This window comes from Bradyrhizobium sp. NDS-1 (assembly GCF_032918005.1).
Taxonomy (GTDB): Bacteria; Pseudomonadota; Alphaproteobacteria; order Rhizobiales; family Xanthobacteraceae; genus Bradyrhizobium; species Bradyrhizobium tunisiense.
In genome coordinates this window covers 287,874-311,465 of record NZ_CP136628.1, presented here as the reverse complement: position 1 = coordinate 311,465, position 23,592 = coordinate 287,874, and the positions used below count along the sequence as shown (strand labels likewise).

25 protein-coding genes and 1 tRNA gene are annotated in these 23,592 nt (G+C 64.5%); 10 read left to right on the top strand and 16 right to left on the bottom strand.

The genetic code is table 11. The features are described from left to right. Positions 1–40 precede the first annotated feature (40 nt). From RX330_RS01485 to RX330_RS01460, 6 genes are all read left to right on the top strand, one after another. The gene (locus tag RX330_RS01485; RefSeq protein ID WP_317241838.1) at positions 41–757 is read left to right on the top strand and encodes a prolipoprotein diacylglyceryl transferase; all 717 of its coding nucleotides are present in this window, start codon (positions 41–43) and stop codon (positions 755–757) included. After that, positions 754–2,199: a radical SAM protein gene (locus RX330_RS01480; RefSeq protein WP_317241837.1), complete on the top strand. Its 1,446-nt coding sequence runs from the start codon at positions 754–756 to the stop codon at positions 2,197–2,199. The genes RX330_RS01485 and RX330_RS01480 overlap by 4 nt, the downstream gene beginning before the upstream one ends. Next, positions 2,196–2,423 (top strand): hypothetical protein, encoded by a 228-nt coding sequence (locus RX330_RS01475; protein WP_317241836.1) that lies wholly within the window; start codon positions 2,196–2,198, stop codon positions 2,421–2,423. Before RX330_RS01480 ends, RX330_RS01475 begins: the two co-directional genes overlap by 4 nt. After that, positions 2,420–2,701 (top strand): hypothetical protein, encoded by a 282-nt coding sequence (locus RX330_RS01470; protein ID WP_194405357.1) that lies wholly within the window; start codon positions 2,420–2,422, stop codon positions 2,699–2,701. Before RX330_RS01475 ends, RX330_RS01470 begins: the two co-directional genes overlap by 4 nt. A gap of 237 nt (positions 2,702–2,938) precedes the next feature. Then, on the top strand, positions 2,939–4,765 hold the full coding sequence (gene typA / locus RX330_RS01465) for a translational GTPase TypA (protein WP_317241835.1): 1,827 nt from the start codon (positions 2,939–2,941) through the stop codon (positions 4,763–4,765). Between the two features lie 176 nt (positions 4,766–4,941). After that, positions 4,942–6,189, top strand: coding sequence for a flavin monoamine oxidase family protein (locus RX330_RS01460; RefSeq protein WP_317241834.1), 1,248 nt, complete (start codon positions 4,942–4,944; stop codon positions 6,187–6,189). 66 nt (positions 6,190–6,255) lie between these two features. Here RX330_RS01460 and RX330_RS01455 read toward each other — a convergent pair whose 3' ends face one another. The 4 genes from RX330_RS01455 to RX330_RS01440 form a co-directional block, all read right to left on the bottom strand. Continuing rightward, positions 6,256–6,663, bottom strand: coding sequence for a thiol-disulfide oxidoreductase DCC family protein (locus RX330_RS01455; protein ID WP_317241833.1), 408 nt, complete (start codon positions 6,661–6,663; stop codon positions 6,256–6,258). Between the two features lie 61 nt (positions 6,664–6,724). Next, entirely contained in the window at positions 6,725–8,044 is a 1,320-nt protein-coding gene (locus RX330_RS01450; protein ID WP_317241832.1) for an SDR family oxidoreductase, read from the bottom strand. 8 nt (positions 8,045–8,052) lie between these two features. After that, positions 8,053–8,520: a DUF2269 family protein gene (locus RX330_RS01445; RefSeq protein WP_317241831.1), complete on the bottom strand. Its 468-nt coding sequence runs from the start codon at positions 8,518–8,520 to the stop codon at positions 8,053–8,055. Then, positions 8,517–9,416: a dienelactone hydrolase family protein gene (locus tag RX330_RS01440; RefSeq protein ID WP_317241830.1), complete on the bottom strand. Its 900-nt coding sequence runs from the start codon at positions 9,414–9,416 to the stop codon at positions 8,517–8,519. The genes RX330_RS01445 and RX330_RS01440 overlap by 4 nt, the downstream gene beginning before the upstream one ends. A gap of 267 nt (positions 9,417–9,683) precedes the next feature. On the opposite strand from RX330_RS01440, the gene RX330_RS01435 reads away from it, so the two are divergent. Together RX330_RS01435 and ppa are read left to right on the top strand one after the other, a co-directional pair. Continuing rightward, a complete protein-coding gene (locus tag RX330_RS01435) occupies positions 9,684–10,193 on the top strand; it encodes a GNAT family N-acetyltransferase (protein ID WP_007598725.1) in 510 nt (169 codons plus the stop codon). Between the two features lie 180 nt (positions 10,194–10,373). Then, the gene (ppa, locus tag RX330_RS01430) at positions 10,374–10,910 is read left to right on the top strand and encodes an inorganic diphosphatase (RefSeq protein WP_317241829.1); all 537 of its coding nucleotides are present in this window, start codon (positions 10,374–10,376) and stop codon (positions 10,908–10,910) included. Between the two features lie 130 nt (positions 10,911–11,040). On the opposite strand, the gene folD is transcribed toward ppa, so the two are convergent. From folD to RX330_RS01415, 3 genes are read right to left on the bottom strand one after another with little or no spacing between them, the layout of a single operon-like run. Beyond that, on the bottom strand, positions 11,041–11,925 hold the full coding sequence (gene folD, locus RX330_RS01425) for a bifunctional methylenetetrahydrofolate dehydrogenase/methenyltetrahydrofolate cyclohydrolase FolD (RefSeq protein ID WP_317241828.1): 885 nt from the start codon (positions 11,923–11,925) through the stop codon (positions 11,041–11,043). A 9-nt stretch (positions 11,926–11,934) separates the two neighbouring features. Continuing rightward, complete coding sequence (locus RX330_RS01420) at positions 11,935–12,306, bottom strand: DUF167 domain-containing protein (RefSeq protein ID WP_317241827.1); 372 nt, start codon at positions 12,304–12,306, stop codon at positions 11,935–11,937. Positions 12,307–12,321: 15 nt separating this feature from the next. Next, entirely contained in the window at positions 12,322–12,612 is a 291-nt protein-coding gene (locus tag RX330_RS01415) for a YggT family protein (protein WP_212082462.1), read from the bottom strand. A gap of 202 nt (positions 12,613–12,814) precedes the next feature. Here RX330_RS01415 and RX330_RS01410 point away from each other — a divergent pair. Next, positions 12,815–12,890, top strand: a tRNA-Ala gene (locus RX330_RS01410). Positions 12,891–12,992: 102 nt separating this feature from the next. Here the strand turns inward: RX330_RS01410 and RX330_RS01405 are convergent. The 7 genes from RX330_RS01405 to RX330_RS01375 form a co-directional block, all read right to left on the bottom strand. Then, a complete protein-coding gene (locus RX330_RS01405; RefSeq protein ID WP_317241826.1) occupies positions 12,993–13,805 on the bottom strand; it encodes an enoyl-CoA hydratase in 813 nt (270 codons plus the stop codon). Positions 13,806–13,937: 132 nt separating this feature from the next. After that, positions 13,938–14,738, bottom strand: a complete 801-nt coding sequence (locus tag RX330_RS01400) for a glutamine amidotransferase (RefSeq protein WP_317241825.1) — start codon at positions 14,736–14,738, stop codon at positions 13,938–13,940. 124 nt (positions 14,739–14,862) lie between these two features. Beyond that, positions 14,863–15,642: an SDR family NAD(P)-dependent oxidoreductase gene (locus RX330_RS01395; protein ID WP_317241824.1), complete on the bottom strand. Its 780-nt coding sequence runs from the start codon at positions 15,640–15,642 to the stop codon at positions 14,863–14,865. A gap of 242 nt (positions 15,643–15,884) precedes the next feature. Continuing rightward, positions 15,885–16,373, bottom strand: coding sequence for a TerB family tellurite resistance protein (locus RX330_RS01390; protein WP_212082473.1), 489 nt, complete (start codon positions 16,371–16,373; stop codon positions 15,885–15,887). Positions 16,374–16,552: 179 nt separating this feature from the next. After that, entirely contained in the window at positions 16,553–17,962 is a 1,410-nt protein-coding gene (locus RX330_RS01385) for an adenylate/guanylate cyclase domain-containing protein (protein ID WP_212082476.1), read from the bottom strand. 50 nt (positions 17,963–18,012) lie between these two features. Next, positions 18,013–19,383, bottom strand: coding sequence for a cytochrome P450 (locus tag RX330_RS01380; RefSeq protein ID WP_317241822.1), 1,371 nt, complete (start codon positions 19,381–19,383; stop codon positions 18,013–18,015). A gap of 34 nt (positions 19,384–19,417) precedes the next feature. Next, on the bottom strand, positions 19,418–20,791 hold the full coding sequence (locus RX330_RS01375) for a hydrolase (protein WP_317241821.1): 1,374 nt from the start codon (positions 20,789–20,791) through the stop codon (positions 19,418–19,420). Positions 20,792–20,927: 136 nt separating this feature from the next. On the opposite strand from RX330_RS01375, the gene RX330_RS01370 reads away from it, so the two are divergent. After that, entirely contained in the window at positions 20,928–22,616 is a 1,689-nt protein-coding gene (locus tag RX330_RS01370; RefSeq protein ID WP_317241820.1) for an MFS transporter, read from the top strand. A 46-nt stretch (positions 22,617–22,662) separates the two neighbouring features. Here RX330_RS01370 and RX330_RS01365 read toward each other — a convergent pair whose 3' ends face one another. Both RX330_RS01365 and RX330_RS01360 read right to left on the bottom strand, forming a co-directional pair. Beyond that, positions 22,663–22,878, bottom strand: coding sequence for a cysteine rich repeat-containing protein (locus RX330_RS01365; RefSeq protein WP_212082533.1), 216 nt, complete (start codon positions 22,876–22,878; stop codon positions 22,663–22,665). A 170-nt stretch (positions 22,879–23,048) separates the two neighbouring features. After that, positions 23,049–23,387, bottom strand: a complete 339-nt coding sequence (locus tag RX330_RS01360; RefSeq protein ID WP_317241819.1) for a hypothetical protein — start codon at positions 23,385–23,387, stop codon at positions 23,049–23,051. Positions 23,388–23,592: the final 205 nt, after the last annotated feature.

Here is a 23,592-nt window from a genome sequence, read left to right as displayed (position 1 = left end):
ACTATCCCGCACCGCCTGAACCTGCGCTAGTATCCCCGGCATGAGCGGGGCTTTGCTTCACGTCATCTTCGACATTGCGGCATGGCTGGCGGCGGCCGCCGCCGTCTGGTGGCTGTCGCGACAACGCCTGCAGTTTCCGGCGCAATCCTTCCAACTGCCCTATGTCGCCGCGCTGGTGTTCGGCGCCGGCCTCGGCGCCCATCTGTTCGGCTCCGCCAATCTTTGGCTGTCGGGCCAGAGCGGCATTGCGCGCTCGGTCGAGGGCGCGCTGGCCGGCGGCATCGTGGCGATCGAGCTCTACAAATGGACGGTCGGCATCGCCTTGCGCACCGGCGCGCGGTTTGCGCTGCCGCTGGCCGTCGGCATCGCGATCGGCCGGCTCGGCTGCTACTTCGCGGGCCTCGACGACTTCACCTATGGCACGCCAACATCGCTGCCCTGGGGCCACGATTTCGGCGACGGCGTTCTCCGCCATCCGGTGCAACTCTACGAGAGCGCGGCCATGGCCACATTCGCGCTCGCCTACGTGCTGGCGGTCTTGAACCGGAACGCGTTTGTAATCACCAATGGTTTCTACCTGGCGCTCGCCTGCTATGGAGCGCAACGCTTCCTATGGGAATTTCTCAAGCCCTACGGCACGCTGATCGGCCCGCTCACCCTGTTTCACCTGCTGTCGCTGTCCATCCTGCTCTACGCCGGCGTCATGTTGGCGACCGCGCCCAAAGCGAGACCCTTGCAGAATGAGTTACTTGCATGAACGCGCCGTTGCGTAGATCGCGTCCGTATATCTTCTGGGGCCAGACCCAATCCCTCTGCGAGACCTGCCTGAAGCTGGTGCCGACCAAGATCCAGATTCTCGACAACGAGGTCTGGTACGAAAAGCGCTGCAAGGAGCATGGCGTCCAGTCGACCCTGGTCTCGACGGATGCCGCCTATTGGCGCCTCTGCAAGGACTTCATCAAGCCCGGCGACCGGCCGCTGCAACTCCAGCAGCGCACGGAATTCGGCTGCCCCTATGATTGCGGCCTCTGTCCCGACCACGAGCAGCATTCCTGCCTGGCGCTGATCGAGATCACCGAGCACTGCAACCTGACGTGCCCGGTCTGTTTCGCCGAATCCTCCCCAGCACGAACGAAATTCACCCCGCTCGCGACCGTCGAGAAGATGCTGGACGCGCTGGTCGCCAGCGAGGGCGAGCCTGATCTGGTGCAGATTTCCGGCGGCGAGCCGACGCTGCATCCGGACTTCTTCGCGATCCTCGACGCCGTGCGCGCACGCCCGATCCGCCACGTCATGATCAACACCAACGGGCTGCGCATCGCGCGCGAAAGGGATTTCGTGGCGCGGCTGGCCGAGAACAAGCGCGGGCTGGAGGTCTACCTCCAGTTCGATTCGCTGCAGCGCGAGGGGCTGATCAACCTGCGCGGCGCGGATTTGCGCAAGATCCGCCAACAGGCGCTGGAGAATCTCGAGCATTACGGCGTGTCGACCACGCTGGTCGCCACCATCAAGCGCGGCGTCAACGATGCCGAGATCGGCGACATCGTCCGTCACGCGCTGACCTGGACATGCGTACGCGGCGTCACCTTGCAGCCCGTGCAGGACGCCGGCCGCAACGACGATTTCGACGAGAAGACCGACCGCATCATGCTGTCGGAGATCCGCAAGCGCGTGATCGAAACCGGCGTATTCGGCGACAAGGACATGATCCCGCTGCCCTGCAATCCCGAGAGCATCTCGATCGGCTACGGCCTGCGCAATGGCGAAAAGGTGCTGCCGCTGACCTCGCTGATCCCGCAGGAGCAGCTCGTCGCCGTGATGCCCAACACGATCAGCCCCGAGAAATACCCGGTGCTGCGGGAAAAATTCGTCGACCTGTTCTCGCTGTCGTCAGGCCCGCTCAACACGAGCGAGCGCGTCTGCGAACTCTTGTGCTGCCTGCCGAGCTTCCAGGTGCCGGAAGGGCTGTCTTACGAGAACGTCTTCCGCGTCACCATCGTGCAATTCCTCGACCGCTTCAATTTCTGCGTCGGCAACGTCAAGCGCAGCTGCATCCATTTCGTGACGGAGCAGGGGGCGATCATTCCGTTCGACACCTACAATTTGTTCTACCGCAACGGCAAGATCGACGGCATCCGCGCCGAGTTGGCCGGCGAAACCTACCGGGACGCCGGGCAGCGTGAGGAGATGCCTCGTTGAGCGAGACGCCTTCACCTCCATCGTCGCGGAGCGGATGCGTCACCGCGTTCATGGTAATGTTCGGGGTGATCCTGCTGCTGCCCGGCATCTGCGCCCTGATCTTTGCCTTCGACCAGACCCAGTCGTCTCACTTCGACCCTCGTTTCATCCCCGTCCTTGTGCTTGCAATGCTGGTGGCCTTTGCCGGCGTGATGCTGATCAGGGCAGCGAGAAAGAGACCATGAGCGATTCCAGCCCCACCCCACCGGCAGTGCCTCCACAGATCCAGCAACCGCGCAGCGGCTGCCTGACCGCACTGATGGCGATCGCCGGGATCTTCATGCTGCTGCCGGGACTCTGCGCGCTCCTGTTCGGCGGAATGTCTGTGGTCGAGGGTGGCCAGATCCCCTCCGACATCGCCTCGCTGGTCTTTTTGGGTCTCGTTATCGGCATCGGAGGCGTCGTCATGATCTGGGCGGCCATCGTGGGCCGAAAGGCCCCGCCGGCCCGGAACGGGAGCTAACCCCCGGGGATTCCCGGACAAAATTCAGTCAACCAAGGCCCAAAGAACGCATTGTTTTTTGGCCGTTTTTGCATATATTGCGCCGCAACGCGTAGGGTGCCCGGTCGATATGGCCGGGCTTCCTTTTTGGGCGGCGAGCGCCCGTTTCCAGTCTTCCAGCGTTGTTTCGAGAAGAGGTCCCGGTCCGACCGGCGAGATCGCGCTTAACCCATTGTTCGAACGCAAAGAAGCTCCCTCATGAACCTCCGCAACGTCGCCATCATCGCCCACGTCGACCACGGCAAGACGACCCTCGTCGACAAGCTCCTCCAGCAGTCCGGCACGTTCCGCGAGAACCAGAAGGTGACCGATCGCGCCATGGACTCCAACGATCTGGAGCGCGAGCGCGGCATCACCATCCTGGCCAAGGCGGCCTCGGTGCAGTGGAAGGACACCCGCATCAACATCGTCGACACCCCCGGCCACGCCGATTTCGGCGGCGAGGTCGAGCGCATCCTGAACATGGTGGATGGCGCGCTGGTGCTGGTCGACGCCGCCGAAGGCCCGCTGCCGCAGACCAAATTCGTGGTCTCCAAGGCGCTCAAGGTCGGCCTCAAGCCGATCGTCGTCATCAACAAGGTCGATCGTCCCGACGCGCGCCCGACCGAAGTCATCAACGAGGTGTTCGACCTGTTCGCGGCGCTCGATGCCAGCGAGGAGCAGCTCGACTTCCCGATCCTGTACGGGTCGGCCAAGCAGGGCTGGATGGCCGACAGCCCGGAAGGCCCGAAGGACAAGGGCATGGAGCCGCTGTTCGACCTGATCCTGCGCCACGTGGCGCCGCCGACGGTCGAGGAAGGTCCGTTCAAGATGATCGGCACCATCCTGGAGGCCAATCCCTATCTCGGCCGCATCATCACCGGCCGCATCTCCTCGGGCGTGCTCAAGCCGAACCAGCAGGTCAAGGTGCTCAACGCCGAGGGCAAGCTGGTCGAATCCGGACGCATCACCAAGATCCTGGCGTTCCGCGGTCTCGAGCGCACGCCGCTCGATGAAGCCGAAGCCGGCGATATCGTCGCCATCGCGGGCCTGACCAAGGGCACCGTCGCCGACACCTTCTGCGATCCGACCGTCGAAGTGCCGCTGCCGGCACAGCCGATCGACCCGCCGACCGTGTCGATGTCCTTCATCGTCAACAACTCCCCGCTCGCCGGCACCGAAGGCGACAAGGTGACGAGCCGCATGATCCGCGACCGTCTGCTCCGCGAAGCCGAAGGCAATGTCGCGCTGCGCGTGGTCGAAGCCTCCGACAAGGATGCGATGGAAGTGTCGGGCCGCGGCGAATTGCAGCTCGCGATCCTGATCGAGACCATGCGCCGCGAAGGCTTCGAGCTCTCGGTGTCGCGTCCACGCGTCGTCTACCAGAAGGACGAAGCGACGGGCGCCACCATGGAGCCGATCGAGGAGGTCGTGATCGACGTCGACGAGGAACATTCCGGCGTCGTCGTGCAGAAGATGAGCGAGCGCAAGTCCGAGCTGATCGAGATGAAGCCCTCGGGCGGCAACCGCCAGCGCCTGGTGTTCTACGCGCCGACCCGTGGCCTGATCGGCTACCAGGGCGAACTGCTCACCGATACCCGCGGCACCGCGATCATGAACCGCCTGTTCCACGGCTATGCGCCGTACAAGGGCGAGATCCAGGGCCGCCGCAACGGCGTCCTGATCTCCAACGACCAGGGCGAAGCGGTGGCCTACGCCATGTTCAAGCTGGAGGATCGCGGCCCGATGATGATCGAGCCGGGCTGGAAGGTCTACAAGGGCATGATCGTCGGCGAGCACACCCGCGACAACGACCTCGAGATCAACGTGCTCAAGGGCAAGCAGCTCACCAATATCCGCACGACTTCCAAGGACGAAGCCGTGCGCCTGACCCCGCCGATCCGCATGACCCTGGAAAAGGCGCTCGCCTATATCGAGGACGACGAGCTCGTCGAGGTCACGCCGAAGTCGATCCGCCTGCGCAAGAAGCACCTCGACCCGAACGAGCGCAAGCGCGCGGAGAAGGCCAAGGAAGCGGTGGCGTAAGGCCGCGGCACACACTCGCTGTCGTGCCCCGGCTTGACCGGGGCATCCAGTTCCCCGCGGCTTCTCGGCTCTACAACGGTCGTCTCTCGAATACTGGATCGCCCGGTCAAGCCGGGCGATGACAGTTGTGCGCGTGGCGGCTTCAGCACTCTTCGCGAACGTGCTAGAGCCCGCCCATGAGCTCCCTTCCCTCCTCCGTCGACGTCGCGATCATCGGCGCCGGTGCCGCCGGCCTCGGCGCGGCACATGCGCTGCGAGGCTTCGGCCTCTCCGTGATCGTGCTGGAGGGCCGTGACCGGCTTGGCGGCCGCGCCTGGACCGTGCAGGCCTCGCCCGAGGTGACGTTCGACGTCGGCTGCGGCTGGCTTCATTCCGCGGACAAGAACTCCTTCGTGCCGATCGCGCGACAGCTCGGTTTCGAGCTCAACCGGGACCTGCCGCCCTGGCGAGAGCGCGCCTTCGGCAACGCCTTTCCGCAGGCCGAGCGCGCCGACTTCATGCGCGCGATGGACGCATTCTATGAGCGCCTGTGGGAAGCAGCGCAAAACGGCAAGGACGAGCCCGCGAGCCTGAGCCTCGAGGCCGGCAATCGCTGGAATCCCATGATCGACGCGATCTCGACCTACATCAACGGCTGCGAGCTGAAGGATATGTCGACGCTGGACTGGGATGCCTATGAGGACACGGAGCTCAACTGGCGCGTCCGGCGCGGCTATGGCGCGCTGGTCGCAGCGTATGGTGCACACTGCCCGGTGGCGCTGAGCTGCAACGTCACGCTGATCGACCATTCCGACACGCGCATCCGCATCGAGACATCGCTGGGTACACTGACAGCCGACAAGGTGATCGTTACGGTGCCGACCAACCTGATCGCCGAGGAAGCGATCCGCTTCTCGCCGCCGCTTCCGGCCAAGGTCGATGCCGCCGCCGGCCTGCCGCTCGGCGTCGACGACAAGGTGACGCTGGCGCTCGACGACGCCGAGGCCTTTCCCAAGGAAGGCAACCTCCGCGGCGCCACCATGCGCACGGACATGGGCACCTACCACATCCGCCCGTTCGGCCAGCCCTGCATCGAAGGCTTCTTCGGCGGCAGCTTCGCGCGCGCCCTGGAGAATTCCGGCGAAGGCGCCATTGCCGCCCACAGCATCGACGAGATCGCCGGCTTTCTCGGCAATGACATCCGCCGCAAGTTGAAGCCCCTGTACGAGTCGCGCTGGGCTCACGATCCGTTCGCCCGCGGGTCGTATTCGCATGCCCTGCCCGGCCACGCCGGCGACCGTGCGGTGCTGGCAGCGCCAGTGGATGGACGGTTGTTCTTCGCGGGCGAGGCGACGTCGCCGGAGTTCTTCACGACAGCGCATGGCGCGCGGGACAGCGGGGAGCGGGCGGCGCAGGAAGTGCTGGCGGCGATCGGGAAGGGCTAACCTTTTCCGCCAATGTCGTCCGGGCGCCCGCCGGGACGACACCAATCATGTGGCGCCGCTCTCGCATCACTCGATCACCCGTGCCCGCAAATCGGCATCAGGCACGAAACACGCTTCGTACTTGCCGAAGATGCGATAGCGATTGCGCGCGACGAGGCTGTAGACGAAATCCCGCAACGACTTCGGTACCACGAATAGCGCGCGCACCCACCCCCAGCCGGGTAGCTGCGACAGCACCGTCAGCGCGGCATCGGACTTCATGAAGACCTCCCCGCCATGAACGACCGCGTTGGTGTCGGGGTCCTCCGGATCGATACCGAATGTCCGCGCGAGCCGGGTCCCATAATCCGACTGGATCGGCGTGAACCGAAATCGTCTCGCCGTATCGCGCTGCGCCACGAAGCGGACCCAGCGTGAGCAGAAGATGCAGACGCCGTCGAACAGGATTACGTCGTCGTCGGGCCATTTGCTCATCAGACTCTCTTTTTGACGCGTCTTCTTCACGCGAACCGGAATTCCACTTCGCCCGAAAACCCTATCGATTATCCAGCATCAGCAGCGCGACGAGCATCAGCACGATCGCGGGGCCGGTCTTGACCAGTGCACCGAGCGGTTCGATCCAGAGGTCGGGCGTCAGGATCGCCGCGCCGACCATATAGCCGAGCGAGGCAACAATGCCCGCGACCAGGCCGATCGCCGCGGTGCGGCGGAAGGCGATCAGCGCCCCGATACTCATGTCCATCAGGCTGGTGCCGATGGTGACGGGATCGACCAGCGCGGGCGGAAAATTGTGCGCGCTCAGGATCCCGGCGGCTGCGCGATAGGATACGAACAGCGCGATGAAGCCGGAGACGAGCCAGAACACCACAAGGCTCGCCAAGATCAGCGCCTTGACCAGGAACAGGCGCGCGAACCATTTATCCTGGATGGTTGCGGGATGACGGCCGATCGTCTCAACCAGCGTCTTTGGCGTGATGCCGGTCGCGGCGATCCAGGCGGCGGGATTGCCCGTCACGCCGCGGCGAAGCTCGGCGATGGCCGTGGAGCGCATCGGCGGCATCCAGCCGAGAGTGTTGGCGAGATCGCCGACTTTGGCCCCGAGATCGAGCACGAAAGCCGGCATCGTGATACGCGGCCAGCCGAATGTGCCGAACGCGCGGCGGAATTGCTCGATGACGGCGGCCATCGTGACAGGCTCTGTTTGCATCAGATCCCAGCTCACCGCCTTCATGGTCACATCGTCGACGTCGCGCGCGGCGAGCCAGGCGATGGTGGCCGAAATATCCTCGACCGCCACGGGCTGGAACGGCGTCGCCATCTCCTTGTCTGGGATCTCGAACGGTAAGGCTGCCAGCGCGCGGAGCATGGCACTGCCGCCATAGGCCGACGGTGCGATCACGAAGCCGGGCCGCAGGACGGCATGCGGAATGCCCGAGGCCGCGATCAAGCGCTCGGCTTCGCGCTTGGTCGTCGCGAAGGCGGTGCGGTCGGCTTCTGCCGTCCCCGGAATCGAGATGTGCACCAACCGGATCGCGCGGCCGCTATCGCCGATAGCCGCCAGCAGCCGCGTGACGAAATCGCGATGCACGGCGCCCGTATCGCTGCCGGGCCCGTCCTGGAGCACGCCGAGGCAGTTCACGACGACGTCGACGGCGTGCTCGCGGAGCAGTCGCGTCAGCGCGGCGATATCGAGGGAGAGGATCGGCAGCTCGATGTCCAGCGAGTTCATCTTTTGCGCCGGCGACAGGCTGCGCGCGAGGCCGACGACGCGAAATTCCCGCGCGCGAAGATCGTCAGTGACGAAGCGGCCGATGAGGCCAGAGGCGCCGAGCACCAAAATGGTTCTCATACCCATCGTGCCTCTCAGAACGGTTTGGCGATCATCAGCCACAGGATCAGCATCGTCGCACCGAAACCGGGGAAGCCGAATGCGAACCAGCGGCGGAACAGAACAAAGTAGCGCTCCGGTAGCGCACTGCCCTGCCCCGCCGCCTTGTGCGCGAGATCGCGCATCTCGATCTGCATGAAGACGACAGGGACCCAGAACAGGCCGGCGACGAGGTAGAGCCCGAGCGAGGCGAGCAGCCAGTGCTCCGTGAACGGCGTCGCCGCGAGTATCATCAGCAGGCCGCCCGTCAACGGCTGGAGGATCACTGCCGACAACGTGAAGATCGCATCCGCGACCACCACCACGGAAGCCGTACGCGCGATGAACGCCACATCGTTGGTGCGATGCGCCATCAGCATGAAGAAAGCAATGCCCGTTCCGGTGCCGAGGATGACGACGGCACCGAGCACATGCAGATATTTTACCAGCAAATACAGCGTCATGGCTTCTTGGTCGCCATTGGCCGTGGCTGACTCAGCGCGCGCGAGAGCTCGCGGCTCGCAGCGTCGACCCCGGCCTCGCTCTCGATCATCCAATGCCCCTCGCTGCCGACAGCCGGCAAGGTGCGGAAATCGACCTTGCCACCACTGCTGCGAAACGCCTCGACCAACGCTCTTGAAAAAGCCGGCGAGAAGTAGCTGTCGTTGCCCGCGACGAGCCATGTGACAGGAATGCGCGCGCCCCTTCCGAACTCCGCGGCGGCCGCGCGAAGCGCGTGCGGCGCGCAGATCCGGTTCGGCTCGTCATTGGCATGACCACCGCGCCCCGGCGCAAACACCGTGATCGCGGAAATCGCTCCCGGATCGGCATTGGCGAGCGCCAGCGCGCCCCAGCCTCCGGCGGAATGGCCGATCACGACGGCGGCTTCCTTGCGAATGAAATCCTGCTTTCGCAAATGCTCCAGCGCGAGCCGGATTTGCTCGGCCGTTGCACGGCCCGAACGCGCATAATCGGCCTCGTCGCAACCGCCCTGGTCCTCGACATAGCGGCCGCCGGTCGCGCCATGGCCGAGCCGCTCCGGCACCAATACAGCAAAACCGCGCGCGACGAGGAAGGCTGCGAGCGCGCGGTATTCCGGCTGCGGCATTTGCGCACGACGCAAGACGTTCTGCGTCGAGGCGTGCGCGATCACCGCAAGCCGGAACGGACCGGCGCCGGCGGGGCGAAACAACAGGGCGTGCGCGGCAATGTCGGCATCCGGCGACGGCACAAGCCATTCTTGCCGGCGAAGCGGGCTGCCCTCCTGTTCCGAGGGGCCAAACGTGACCTGAGCGCACAGAGGCGGCGCGGTCAGCAAGGTCAGCAGAGGCAGGAGCGCGATGGTGTTGAGGAGCCGCATGAATGGCCGAGGGCGAACACGAACAGCGACAGCCACACTAGTAGGAACGAATCACCATGGGCGGACTTTCTGCGTCGCCATTGTCATTCATTCGTTGCCGCAACAGGAGTTTTGCACCGACGCAGGGCATGCAGGTGGCCTTTGACGATGCGTCTTGTCTTTTTTCGGCACAACATGGTTGAGATACTGATGCACAAAGTCCACACGTTAACCGATAATTAACGATAGGTCTTGCCGCCGACGCGGCGACTTGGTTTGATTGCGCCCATGAGCACAACCCTGATCGAGGTCCGGCCGGCCAAAGCTGCAGATGCAACTGCGGTGGCGTCCACGCATGACGAAGCCTGGCGCTCCGCCTATCAGGGCATCATTCCCGGCGCCGAGCTGGAAAAGCTCATCAACCGCCGTGGCCCGCAATGGTGGGACAGCGCAATCCGCAAGGGCAGCCGCGTCAGCGTACTCGTGTTCGGCGACAAGATCGCGGGTTACGCCAATTACGGTCGCAACCGCGCCCGCAGTCTGCACTTCGACGGCGAGGTCTACGAGCTCTATCTGCGTCCGGAATTCCAGGGCCTCGGTTTCGGCCGTCGCCTGTTCACCGCCGCCCGCCGCGACCTGATGCAGAGCGGGCTGAAGAGCATGGTGGTGTGGGCGCTCTCGGACAACGACCCGGCGACCGAGTTCTACCGGGCCCTGGGGGGCCGTATGGTGGCACGCTCGTCAGAGCGTTTCGGGCCGAAGTCGCTCGACAAGGTTGCCTTCGCTTGGACCAATTGAGCTGCTGAAAGCTGAATCGGCAGCGTTTCCCTTCCGTCGATACCGCTGCCTTTGAGCCGGTGATTTCCGGATTCATTCTTTCACAAAAACGCGATGGATCAGCGGGCCAAGCCCGCGTATGACAGCGCCAAAATCGGCTGCCGGGGCGCGATTTTTACCTCGGCAACAACGGAGCCTTGAATGCGTATCGATGCGATCTCGATCGGGAAAAACGTACCACACGAAGTCAACGTCGTCATCGAAGTCCCCGTGGGTGGCGAACCGATCAAATACGAGATGGACAAGGAGGCCGGCACGCTGGTGGTCGATCGCTTCCTCTACACGCCGATGCGTTACCCCGGTAACTACGGCTTCATTCCGCACACTCTGTCGGATGACGGCGACCCCTGCGACGTCCTGATCATCAACACCCGCGCCATCATCCCCGGCGCCGTCATGAGCGTGCGCCCGGTCGGCGTGCTGTTCATGGAGGACGAGGCCGGCGGCGACGAGAAGATTCTGGCGGTGCCATCGTCGAAGCTCACGCAGCGCTATGACAAGGTGAAGTCGTACTCCGACCTGCCCGACATCACGCTGCAGCAGATCCAGCACTTCTTCGAGCACTACAAGGATCTCGAGAAGGGCAAATGGGTGAAGATCCTGCGCTGGGGTGGCCCGGAGGATGCACACAAGCTGATCCTCGAAGGCATGGATCGCGAGAACAAGAAGAAGGCCTGAGTTCAGCCCCGTCGTCATTCCGGGGCGCGTCAGCGCGAACGACGGTGCGCTCTTGCGCACCTGAGAATCCAGAGGTTGAGTCGCGAGATTCCGGGTTCGGCTCTGCGAGCCGCCCCGGAATGACAACCCACTACACCGCCGGCTTCGGCAGCCCAGCGATCGCGCAGGCCGCGCGCAGTGTGTTCACCAGCAGGCAAGCCACCGTCATCTGACCGACGCCGCCCGGCACCGGCGTGATGGCGCCGGCAATTCCAAGCGCTTCCTGATAGGCGACGTCGCCGACGAGGCGCGTCTTGCCATCATCCTTCGGAATCCGGTTGATGCCGACGTCGATCACGGTCGCGCCCGGCTTCAGCCAATCGCCGCGCACCATCTCCGGCCTTCCGACCGCGGCATAGACGAGATCGGCCTTCTTCACGAGCCCGGGCAAGTCGCGCGAGCGCGAATGTGCGATCGTCACCGTGGCGTTCTCGTTCAACAGCAATTGCACCAGCGGGCGGCCCACCAGATTGGAGCGGCCGATGACGATGGCGTTCATGCCCTCCAGCGAGGCGTGCACGCTCTTGGTCAGGATGATGCAGCCGAGCGGCGTGCAGGGCGACAGCGCCTCGAAGCCGCCGGCAAGCCGGCCGGCATTGTTCGGATGCAGCCCGTCGACGTCCTTGGCGGGGTCGATGGCGTTGATGACGGCTTCCGTGTTCAACCCCTTCGGCAGCGGCAGCTGCACCAGAATGCCGTGCACGGCCGGATCGCGGTTCAGTTTTGCGACGAGCGCCAGCAGATCTGCCTGCGCGACGTCGGCGGGAAGCTTGTGCTCGAACGAGGCCATGCCGGCGGCCTGGGTCTGGGTGTGCTTGGAACGGACATAAACCTCGCTGGCGGGGTCGGTGCCGACCAGGACGACCGCCAGACCCGGCACCAGATTGTGCTCGCGCTTGACCCGGGTGACCTCCTCAGTGACGCGGGCCCTAAGCTCCGCCGCGATGATTTTTCCGTCGATGATCTTGGCGGTCATGTCAGTCCCTCAGTCTTTCGATTTGGCGGCCGCCGATTTGACTTGGACAAGCTGGCGCAGGGCAGCGCCCAGCCGTGCCGGCTCGCCGTCAACCGCGATCTGCTTCAGCCGCGAGGTGGCTCCGGACAGAAGCCGCACGCTGGCCTTGGGGACGCCAAGCGATTTTGCCAGCAGCACCAGAACGGCCTTGTTGGCCTCGCCGCCATCGGCAATGGCGCGGACCCGCACCTTGAGCACGCTGCGGCCATCGGCCAGCTGCTCGATCCCGTCGATGTCGTCGCGGCCGCCGCGCGGCGTCACCCGCAGCGCGATGCTGATTCCCGCGGCCGAGTACCGCCAAGGCTCCTTGTAAGCTTCCTTGCCGGTTTCTCGGGCGACCAAGGCGCTCCAGCCCGCTCAGACCACGTTCGGATAGATGTAGTACAGGATCACCCGCTCGATGAACATGATAAGCAGGATCAGGATGATCGGCGAGATGTCGAGGCCGCCCAGACTTGGCAGCAAATTGCGAATCGGCGCGAGGACCGGTTCGGTGATCCGGTACAGGAACTCCGCCACCGCCGATACGAACTGGTTGCGGGTGTTCACGACGTTGAAGGCAATCAGCCAGGACAGGATCGCCGAGGCGATCAACAGCCAGACGTAGAGGTCGAGCACGATGATGACGATGTCGAGAACGGCACGCATGGCTTTTGAAGACTCTGGCTTTTGAAAACTCTGGCTGCGGTCGGGATTGACGCCTGTTGCTAGATATCGGTTCCCCCCCATCCAAACAAGGGAAGTCGGCGTCCGAATGGCTAAAACGGGTGACACCCGTCCTTGACTTGACCTTGGCGGGGACTTAAATGGCGCCCGGTTGTCGGCCGCGTTTACCAGAGCGGCCAGCAAAGGGGCCATAGCTCAGCTGGGAGAGCGCGTCGTTCGCAATGACGAGGTCGGCGGTTCGATCCCGCCTGGCTCCACCACGCTTCGCCCCTCGGGCTACGCGTGGCGCAGCCACGAGGAGTCCGAAGGGCGAAGCGTGGTGTCCGGCGAAACCCGGAGGGCGAAGACGGACTGGTTGAGGACTACCTCCCCGTAAACCTTGGCGGCCGCTTCTCCATGAAGCTCGCCACGCCTTCCCGGAAATCGCTGCCGGCCAACGCCACCATCATCTCCCGGTTAGCCTCGATCGTCGCCTCCGCCAGCGTCTGGAACGGCACCTCGTAGAGCTGGCGCTTGATCACGGCCATCGCGCTCGGCGAGACGAAGTCGGCGAGATCGCGCGCATAGGCATAGGTCTCCTCGCGCAGCTTCTCGGGCGAACTGAGCCGGTTGACCAGTCCGATTCGCAGCGCCTCGTCGCTCGACACACGCCGCGCCGACAGCAACAGATCCATCGCGTTGGCATGACCGACGATGCGCGGCAGCATCCAGCTGATGCCATGCTCGGCAATCAGACCGCGCCGGGCGAAGGCCGTCGTGAACACGGTATTGTCGGCGGCAAAGCGCAGGTCGCAATAGAGGGCGTGGACGAGTCCGATGCCGGCGGTGGCGCCATTGAGCATGGCGATCACAGGCTTTCCGATCGAGGGGTAGAAACCGTAGCGCGTCTGCCAGTCCGGCCGCCGGTTCATGTCGAACGGCGGCAGGTTCGAGGCGCGCCTGACGTCATCGGGGTCGAGCCCCTTGAGCGCATCCATGTCGGCGCCGGCGCAGAACGCGCGGCCCGCGCCGGTGAGGATTATGACGCGGACATCATCGTCGGCGCTCGATGCTTCCATCGCATGGCGCACGTCGCGCTCCATGGTCGGCGTCCACGCATTCATGCGGTCGGGACGATTGAGCGTGATGGTCGCGATCTTGTCGCTCACCTCGTAGAGAATGTGTTCGTAGGCCACGGGGCTCTCCCTTGTTTGCCGGCACGCATTGGTGCGCGCTCGTTGGCAGAGAGCCTAGCATATCAGGGGCAGAGGCAAGGACTTGCGCCAAGGACCTGTACGAAGGACCTGTACGTAGGACCTGCGCGAAGGTCACTCGGCGGCTTGCGCCAGCACAGGCCGGCGCGCCAGCCAGCCGTCGATGAAATGATCGAGCCAGGCACGCTCTGCAACATCGTACACGGCACGATCGGCGAAGTGATGGTGCCGCTGCCGCGCACCGGGCGCGCTGAAGCCGTCATAGCCACGCGTAGTCCAGCGGTGCATCATCGCGTAGGTCACGTCAGGATGAAATTGCACGCCGAACGCATTGCCGGCGCGGAACGCCTGCACTGGAAAATCGTCACCTTCTGCGAGCAGCTCTGCGCCGACAGGCAGCTCGAACCCCTCGCGATGCCAGTGATAGACCTGAGCCGGCCAGGCCGGACAGAGCGCGCGGCCCGCGGCTGTGGGGCGGATCGGGTAGTAGCCGATCTGGGTCAGCCCACCGGCATGCGGCGCGACGCGCGCACCGAGCTGCATCGCGAGCATCTGGGCCCCAAGGCAAATGCCGAGGAACGGCCGCTGCTCGCGCAGCGGAATTTCGATCCAGTCGATCTCGCGACGAATATAGTCGTCGGAATCATTGGCACTCATCGGGCCGCCAAAGACCACGGCGCCGGCATGCTGATCGAGTGTCTCGGGCAGGGGATCGCCGAAGCGGGGACGGCGGATATCGAGACGATGGCCGAGCGCGCGCAGCGCATTGCCGACGCGGCCGGGGGTCGAGCATTCCTGATGCAGGATAATGAGAACCGGCAGGCCGCTTGTCGAATGGGAGGCAGGCGCGCCCGGCGTCCTTCGCGGGAAGGGCACCAATTCTGCGCTACCAAACCTGTCCGTCCGGAACGACATTGTCCTTGCGAAAGCTATTAGGTCCAGACCGCCAGCATAACTAAGCGATCGTTAATTTCGTGTGAGTTCGCGCACACATCGAAACGTAAGCAAGCTCCGGGCCAATACGGACGCCGGGCGCTCCTTAGTGCCTCTGCCTCTGGAACCGACTGGTGGCGGCCAGGATGAAACCCCGCGGGAAGAAGCGCAGTGCAAATGGCACAATCTTGATGCCCAGACCGGGCAGCACTGCCCTTTTATTGGCCATCAGCCCACGATAGGCCTCCCGGGCGACATCGACGGCAGAAACATTGAGAAGGGCCGTATCGTGTCCGGAGCCGACGCCGGCACGCGCCTGGAATTCGGTGGGCACGGGACCCGGGCAAAGGACGGTGACGCGAACGCCGCGCGGCGCGAGCTCCGCCCGCAGCGCTTCGGTAAAGGAAATCACGTAGGCCTTGGACGCATAATAGACGGCCATGCCGGGGCCGGGCAGGAATCCCGCGACCGAGCCGACATTGAGAAGACCGCCCTTGTTCTTGATGAGCTGATCGGCAAAGCGCAGCGACAGGTCCGTCAGGGCCCGCACGTTGACATCGACAATCCCGACCTGGTCCGCGCGATCGCGCTCGATGGCATCGCCGAATACGCCGAAGCCGGCATTATTGACGAGGTGATCGAGCTCGACGCCTTCGGCGGCGAGTGCCGCCGCGATCGTCTCGCCGGCATCGGTATCCTGGAGATCGCAGACGATCACGATCGGCTTCTGACCGCTCTTGGCGGCGAGCTCGTTCGCGAGCGCCTCAAGCCGATCCGCGCGCCGCGCCGTCAATGCCAGACGATGTCCGTTGGCGGCAAATACGCGCGCCAGCTCCGTGCCTATGCCCGCCGAGGCACCGGTGATCAACGTTACCCGCTCAGTCACGATCCAAGTCTCTTGATCCAAGTCTCATGGATTGATGATTTTGGCCCCGCAATGGTGGAACCAGAGCATAGGCCGAGCGCGACAGGCAAGCGGCGCTGGCAGCATGGCAGCTTGAGCGGAGGTCAGAGAGAGCAAGAAAGCCGCGGAATACCGATGAATCCGGACGCAACGAGGCCGGCGGCTACATTAAAGTTTCGTCATGTGATCCGCACAACCGGCCATCCCGCGCAGGTGGCACGGGGTCAGCCACCGACGGCGCTATCCTTCAGCTGACCGCCGGCACGGTCCGCAATGGCGTGCTTCAGCTCAATCCGGTCGCGCTGGGCAATCCCGAGCAGGTCGGAGGCGCGCCAGACGACGTTGTCCTCGAACTCGCTCACCTGTCCGTCGGCATAGACCAGCTCCCACATCATCTGCACGATGCGCTTGCGCCCCTCCTCGTCGAGCGAGCGCATGATGACGCTGGTGAAGTGATAGAGGTCTACCGCCTCGCCCTCGACCTGGGTTGCGTCCGCGATCAGACGCTCCGCCGTACCTCGGTCGAGCCCAAAATGGCTCTCGATCAGGCCGTGCAGCTTGCGCTGCTCTTCCGCTGTCGGCTGGCCGTCCAGCGAGATCACGTGGACCAGCAACGCCGTCGCGGCCAATCGATAATCGCTGTCGCCGAACGTGCGGTTCTGGTTCTGGGGGGCGACGATGTCCGTGATGAATTGGCGCAGGCCGTCGAGCATAAGGTCCTACCGAAATCGATGCGCCGCGAGGAGCGCGGCTGTTACCAGCATCATATGAGGAGGAAACTCAACCGGCGCAACATGCGGCAGTTCCGCGCGTCGCATTACGTTTCGGCAATCTGTTCACTGTCATTCCGGGACGATGCGCGAGCATCGGACCCGGAATGACAGTTTGTAGCTCAGGGGATCTCGTACACCACCATCTTGTCGGCGATGCCGCGCAGCGCCGCCTGTTTCTGGATCGGCTTGATTGCACGCTGCTCCAGCACTTCGGCAACCGCGGGCGCATCGAGCACCGGGCCGGTGATGTGGATCTCCTGCGCGGTCGAAAGGCTTTGCACACGGGCGGCGATGTTGACCGTCTGGCCGAAATAGTCCTGCCGCTCGTTGAGCATGACCGCGAGGCAGGGACCTTCATGGATGCCGATCTTGACGATGAGATCGTCCGTGCCGCGCTGCTTGTTGAGCGCGTCCATCGCCGCGCGCATCCGCAAGCCCGCGACGATGGCATGCTCGGGACGGACAAAGGTCGCCATCACGGCATCCCCGATCGTCTTCACCACGGCGCCCTTCTCGGAGGAGATGATCTCGAGCAGCGCATGGAAATGAGCCCGCACGAGATCGAAGGCGGCGAGATCGCCGACGCGCTCGTAGAGCGCGGTCGATCCCTTGAGATCGGTGAACAGGAAGGTCAGCGAGGTGATCTGCAGCCGCTGGTCGAGACTGAGATTGTCCGCCTTGAACACGTCGCGAAAGGTCTGGTTCGACAGCATCCGCTTGGCGGTCAGGAACGGCTTGCGCTTGCCGATGAGATGGTGAAGTGCCTCGGCGGCGATGAACACCGAAGGCAACACGCGCACGCCGGCCTGGTTTTCCAGCGACAGCCGCAGCGGACCCGGCCGCATCGTCGTGGTCCCCGTCGGGGCCTGCACCTTGTTGTACATGATGGCTAGCTGCTGGCGGTCCTTGGTCGGCTCGCCCTGGACGTCGATGAAATGGGCCGCGTGCGTCACCGGCTCGAATATGATGACGAAGTCACTAGGCAATTGCAGCGACATGGTCGCCTTCTCGCCGGCCGGCAGCTCCATCGTGTCGAGCGTTACTTCGTTAGCGAGCGTCGCGAACGATTCAAGGTTGAAGTCGACGCCGGAGCTCCAGAACATTTGCTTGAAATACTCCCAAACCGGAAGCGTATCGGGGTCGTGCGCCGCGATTCGTCGCACCCGCGGATTCACGGTGAAGGAGACCTCGACCTGATCGTCGACCGAGGTCTTGTAACCGCACGCGCAGAGCGCACAATGATACTCATCCGGCTTGAGCGCCTTCAGGGTCGAATGCGCCCCCAGCACGCCGCTGCAGCCCGGGCATAACACGTTCCAGCCGAGATCGAACAGGCCGAGCCGCGCCGCATGCAGGAAGCCGGAGATCGCATGCTCTTCGTCGACGCCATACTGCGTCGCGAAGTCGAGAACATTGACGCGGTTGAGCTCGTGATCCTCGCCGTGCTCGATGAGGCGCGCGATCGCGTCGACCACTTTAGCGTCGGCGGTCTGCTTCAGAACGGAAAACTGGGCCTGGACGTCGCTCATGGCGAGACTCTACCTAATGGAGATCAAGACATCGGCCAGACGAGAGCCTGTCATCGACGCGTGATGCGGAACATGGGTGAATGGTCCGGCTGGGTCGTGACGACACCGAGCGGGATCACGGGATTCGCGGTATCGGCGAGCTCGACCCGGAACGCGCCGATCAGCCGGGCCAGCGCCAGCACGGATTCGGCTTGCGCGAACGGCGCGCCGATGCAGACGCGCGGACCGGCGCCGAACGGCAAATAGGCGAAACGATCGGGCGCCTCCGTTGACGTGAAGCGCTTGGGAATGAACGCGTTCGGTTGATCCCACAGCTTCTCGTGCCGGTGCAGCAGCCAGGGCGCGATCATGATGATGTCGCCCTTGCCGATCTCGACGCCGGCCGCATTGTCCTTGTCGCGCGCCGCGCGTGCCACGAGGAAGGCAGGCGGATAGAGCCGCATCGTCTCCTCGATCACGGCGCGGGTGAACTTCTGCCGATCGATGTCGGCCATGCTGTCGAGATGCTCGCCGCGGGCCTCGGAGGCGACCTCCTCCTGCGTATCAGGGTCGAGCGCGAGCAGATAGAGCGCCCAGAACAGCGCCGTCGCCGTGGTCTCGTGACCGGCAAGGATCATGGTCGCGACCTCGTCGACGAGCTGTTCGTCGGAAAAGCCCTTGCCCGTTTCGGGATCCCGCGCCTCGTCCATGAGGTCGAACAGGTCGCGCGGCGGTGCGCCGTCCTTCTTGCCGGTTGCACGCCGTTCGGCGATCAGCATGGCAACGAAATCGGTCCAGCGCTTGCGGAAGCGCGCCCGTGCAAAATCCATTGGGCTCGGCCAGGACACCGGCAGCACCATGTCGAGGAGATACGGGCGTCCCAACCGCGCGGCATATTCCATGATGAAATTGCGCAGGGTCGCGCCATGCCGGTCCATGCCGAACGAGAACATCGTGCGCCCGGCGATCTCGAGGGTCATGCGCTGCATGATCTCGCGCAGATCGACGTCTTCACCCGAGCGGTCATCCAGCTTCGCGATGGTCTCGTCGAGCACCGCCGTCATGTGCGGGACCAGGTTTGCGGTCGCGCGCGGCGTGAAGGCCGGCGCAAGCGTGCGGCGCTGAAACGTCCAGGAATGGCCTTCCGCGATCAGGAGGCCGTCACCCAGAACGGGGCGCAGCATGCGGATTCCCGCCGGCGTGCGGGTGTAGTTCTCGTAATTGTTGAGCAGGACGTGCCGGATCGCATCCGGCCGGTTCAGGATGAAACTGTTGCGAAAGAAGAAGCGCCCCTGGACGACGTCTTCCTCATAGGCGCGCTGCCCCCAGGTTGCGATCATGTTCCGGCGGATCACCGCGAGACGACCGAAAAATGACATGTCGTCGGGCGCACGCGGGGGAGCCGGAGGGATGATGGGCCGACGCACGCTGGCGATATTCATGGCACTCTCCCGGGGGATGGGACGCAGGCAACAGCTAATAAGTCAGCTCGGCGATCGCAATCCTGTTCTCGAGGGCGGGCCAGGCACGTGCCACAATCCGTTCTTCGCCGAACTGGGCCACGATGTTACGTCCGACCTCGGCCGCCGCAAACCGCAATGTTGCCACCGAATCCGTCGGCACGCCCAACTTGACGTCGGCCGGCTCCTTGCCGTCGAACAGAACCACGTCCCGCGGCAGCCCGAAATAGCCCCTCGGCCGCGACATGATCACGACCGCGCCGGCGTCCTTGTCCGCTGGCCCGAGCGGCCGTGCGGCGCGCAAATGGACGACGTCGGACGAGCGCGGGAACGGCGAGCGATAAATGTGTGTGATCGGCGCACCCGCCGAGGTCAGGACAAATTCCAGCGACCAGGACGAGTCGACCTGCGCCGGACCCCAGCGTCCGTCAGCGCCGGTCGTTGCGCTGTGCAGCGCACTGCCCTTGCGCTCACCGGTATCAGGGTCGACGCGGAAGATATCGACGGTTGCACCTGCGACCGGACGGTTGGTCGACACGCCGCCGGGCGTGCCGGTGACGAGTCCGCTCAACTTGACGCTTGCCTCGGGAACAATCGCGATGCGCGCGGGCTCGCGGCCCGCGATGAATTTGTAGATCTCGCGGAAGGCGCGCGGATGGAACGCGACCTCGCGATGGTCGAGTGCACCGAGCACGAGATTGGTGGCGCCCTTCAGCTCCGGGCCTTCATTGGTGACGCCGGTCGGCGTGCCGGGCTTGCCGATGAAGCGGCCGTCGGGCTGGGCAAATTTGTCCAGGCCGTCGCTGCGCAGCGTGAGGAAGGCAACACCCGGTGTCATCTCGGTCTCGCCCTCGTTCAGGCCGCGCAGGAATGCACCGCGACCGTTAAACTCGTTATTGGGCTGGTCATCGGTCGCGAACACGCCGTGATTGGGTGTGCCGCACAGCACGGCGTGACTGACATCGGCCGCTCCGCCATTCCTGATGACGTTGCGGATCGCATTGCCACCGCGCGAGCTGCCGACCAGCGCCACGCGAGGTGCGCCGGTCCGTCGCTTCAACTCGGCGATGGCAGCAGTGAGCTCCCGGCGCTGATCCTCGGTCGAGGAGCGGTTCGCCTGCTCGACCTTGTCGTCGCTGCGCGCCAACGGGTCCGTGAAATTGATCGCGGCCATGCGATCGCGTGCGATGCCGTTGGATTCCATCCGCCATATCGTGGTCATCCAGAGCGCGTCATAATCGCCATTGCCGTGGACGAAGAGGATCGGCGGCGCCTCAGCATTCGGCGCCACGGCAGGCGCGGTCTGGGCCAGCGCACCCGCTCGCAAGCTCGCAACTGCGAAAGCCGCGGTCCCAGTCCCCAGCAGGATCGTCCGTCGCGACAGCTGCATTTGTTCCTCCCCGGCAAACCGCCTCTTTGCACTGCTTATAGCGGCCTAATCACTGGACAGCGAAGGACTTTCGCGGGCATCACTGGACTTGCCGGAATCGCGTGGAGCACTTCTGCCAGCCCATTTGGAAGGGGATATGACCGAGCAGACGAACCGCCAGAAAATCGCCGCCGACGGCATCACCGCGCCGCTGCGGTACACCGTGTTCCGGCGCATCTGGCTCGCCAGCCTGCTTTCCAATCTCGGCCTGCTGATCCAGGGCGTCGGCGCAGCCTGGGCGATGACGCAGATGGCGGCGTCGGCCGACAAGGTCGCGCTGGTGCAGACCGCCCTGATGCTGCCGATCATGCTGATCTCGATGCCGGCCGGCGCCATCGCCGACATGTATGACCGCCGCATAGTTGCGCTGATCTCGCTGATGATTGCCTTGATCGGCGCGAGCGCGCTCACCTTGCTGGCCGGCCTCAACATGATCATCCCCGAATTGCTGCTCGTCTTCTGCTTCGTGGTCGGCAGCGGCAATGCGCTGTTCGGCCCGGCCTGGCAGTCCTCGGTCAGCGAACAGGTGCCGCCCGAGGCATTGGCGTCCGCGGTGGCGCTGAACGGCATCAGCTACAACATCGCACGCAGCTTCGGTCCCGCGGTGGGCGGCGTCATCGTCGCTTCGCTCGGCGCAGTCGCGGCGTTCGCCTGCAACGCGATCCTCTATCTGCCGCTGCTGGTGGTGCTGCTGCTCTGGCGGCGCAGCACCGAACCCTCCCGCCTGCCGCGGGAAAAACTCAACCGCGCCATGGTCTCCGGCTTCCGCTACATCACCAATTCGCCGCCGATCAAGATCGTGCTGTTGCGCACGCTGGTGATGGGCCTGATCGGCGGCGCCATCATGGCGCTGATGCCGCTGGTCGCGCGTGACCTGTTGCATGGCGGCGCGCAGACCTATGGCATCATGCTCGGCGCCTTCGGCATGGGCGCCGTGATCGGCGCGCTCAACATCCACGAATTGCGCAAGCGCATGAGCGGCGAGGCAGCGATCCGCGCCTGCACCATCTCGATGGCTTTCGCGATGGCCGCGCTGGCTCTGAGCACGGAGCCGGTGCTGACCGCAACCGCGCTGGTTCTGGCCGGTGCGGTATGGATGGCCGCCATTGCGCTGTTCAATATCGGCGTGCAGCTTTCGGCGCCGCGCTGGGTTGCCGGGCGCTCGCTCGCGGCGTTCCAGGCCTCGATTTCCGGCGGCATCGCGATCGGCGCCTGGGGCTGGGGCCGTCTCACCGACTTTGCCGGTGTGGAAGTCGCGCTGCTGACCGCGGCCGGCCTGATGCTGATCTCGCCGCTGCTCGGGATCTGGCTGACGATGCCGCGCGTCGGCGCCCGCAACGAGGATGCCGACGTGCTGGCCGATCCCGAGGTGAAGCTGTCGCTGACGGGGCGCAGCGGACCGCTGGTGGTCGAGATTGAATACCGGGTCGCCCAGGAGAACGCGCGCGCCTTCCACAACGTGATGCAGGACGTGCAGCTCTCGCGCCAGCGCAACGGCGCCTATGGCTGGTCGATCGCGCGCGACATCGCCGATCCCGAATTGTGGACCGAGCGCTATCACTGCCCGACCTGGTTCGACTATCTGCGTCAGCGCAACCGCTCGACGCAATCCGAACGCGCGCTTCACCTCGAGGCGATCGCCTTCCACATCGGCCCCGAGCCGGTGCGGATCCGCCGCATGCTGGAGCGCCCGTTCGGCTCGGTGCGCTGGAAGGACGAGACGCCTGATCGTGCGAGCGCCGAGGTGCTGCCGGTAGTCGCGACCGCAGCGGGAAGCAGCACATAGCTTTCGCTCCGGAGCTCGCGCCTGGCGGCGCGCTCCGGAATGACGATCACTGCCCGTGCTCGGTCAGCACCTTGTCGCAGCCCTTGCTCAGCTTCGTGCGGTTCTGCTTCAGACAGGCGAGCACGGCGCCATCGCCATTGTTCATCACGGCGCGGCAGAAGCGGCTGACATCGCGCGCGCAGGCATCGTGGCCGGGCTGCTGCTGCGCCGTTGCGACCGAGCCGCACAGGAGCAAAGGAATGATGAAAAGAAATCTGGTCATCGCGTAATGCCTCTTACCCGGAAAGATGTGCGGGGAAGCTAGTGCGACGATCCCGGGGCTGCAACGGCTTTATTGCCGAGCGGGAGAGTGCAGCGGCGTGGCCCCGGCTTGACGCCGGGGCACATCGCGAGGGGAGCTGACCAGCGCGACGATCGTTGTTGCGCGCGCCCTTATTGAGTGCTCTGGGCGTCAGCGACCTTGCGCGACGCGCCCTTGGCGAGAGTCTTGTCCATCACCGCGCGGCAGCCGGCGCTCAGGTCCGAACGATGCTTGATCATGCACGCGGTGATCTTCGGGATGTTGGGGATTTCCGCCGAGCACAGGCGGAAGGCGTCGCCAGTGCACATCTGCTGCGCCTCGGACGAGAAGGCGAAGCTCGAGGTCGTCGAGGCGATCGAGACGATGGCAGCAAAGCCGAGGGCGAGGCTGGTGTCGCGGATCTTGCTCGTCAGGGACCTGGTGGAGGAAGACTTGGTCGAAAAGGACTTCGTAGAACAGGACTTGGTCATTTGAAGCTCCCATTGGCGCCGTCGCAACGGCGCCCGTTGTTGATGGGAACTACGATGCTCCAGGAAAACAGTTTCCACTGTGATGATGGTCACGGGCCGCACCCCGAGTGTGACTTCGGTCACTTTGGCGCACCTCCCTGAAATTCCTCCACAACCGCCGTCGTGTTGGTGTCACGTTAACTGTTACTTCGCATTAATGGCTCGT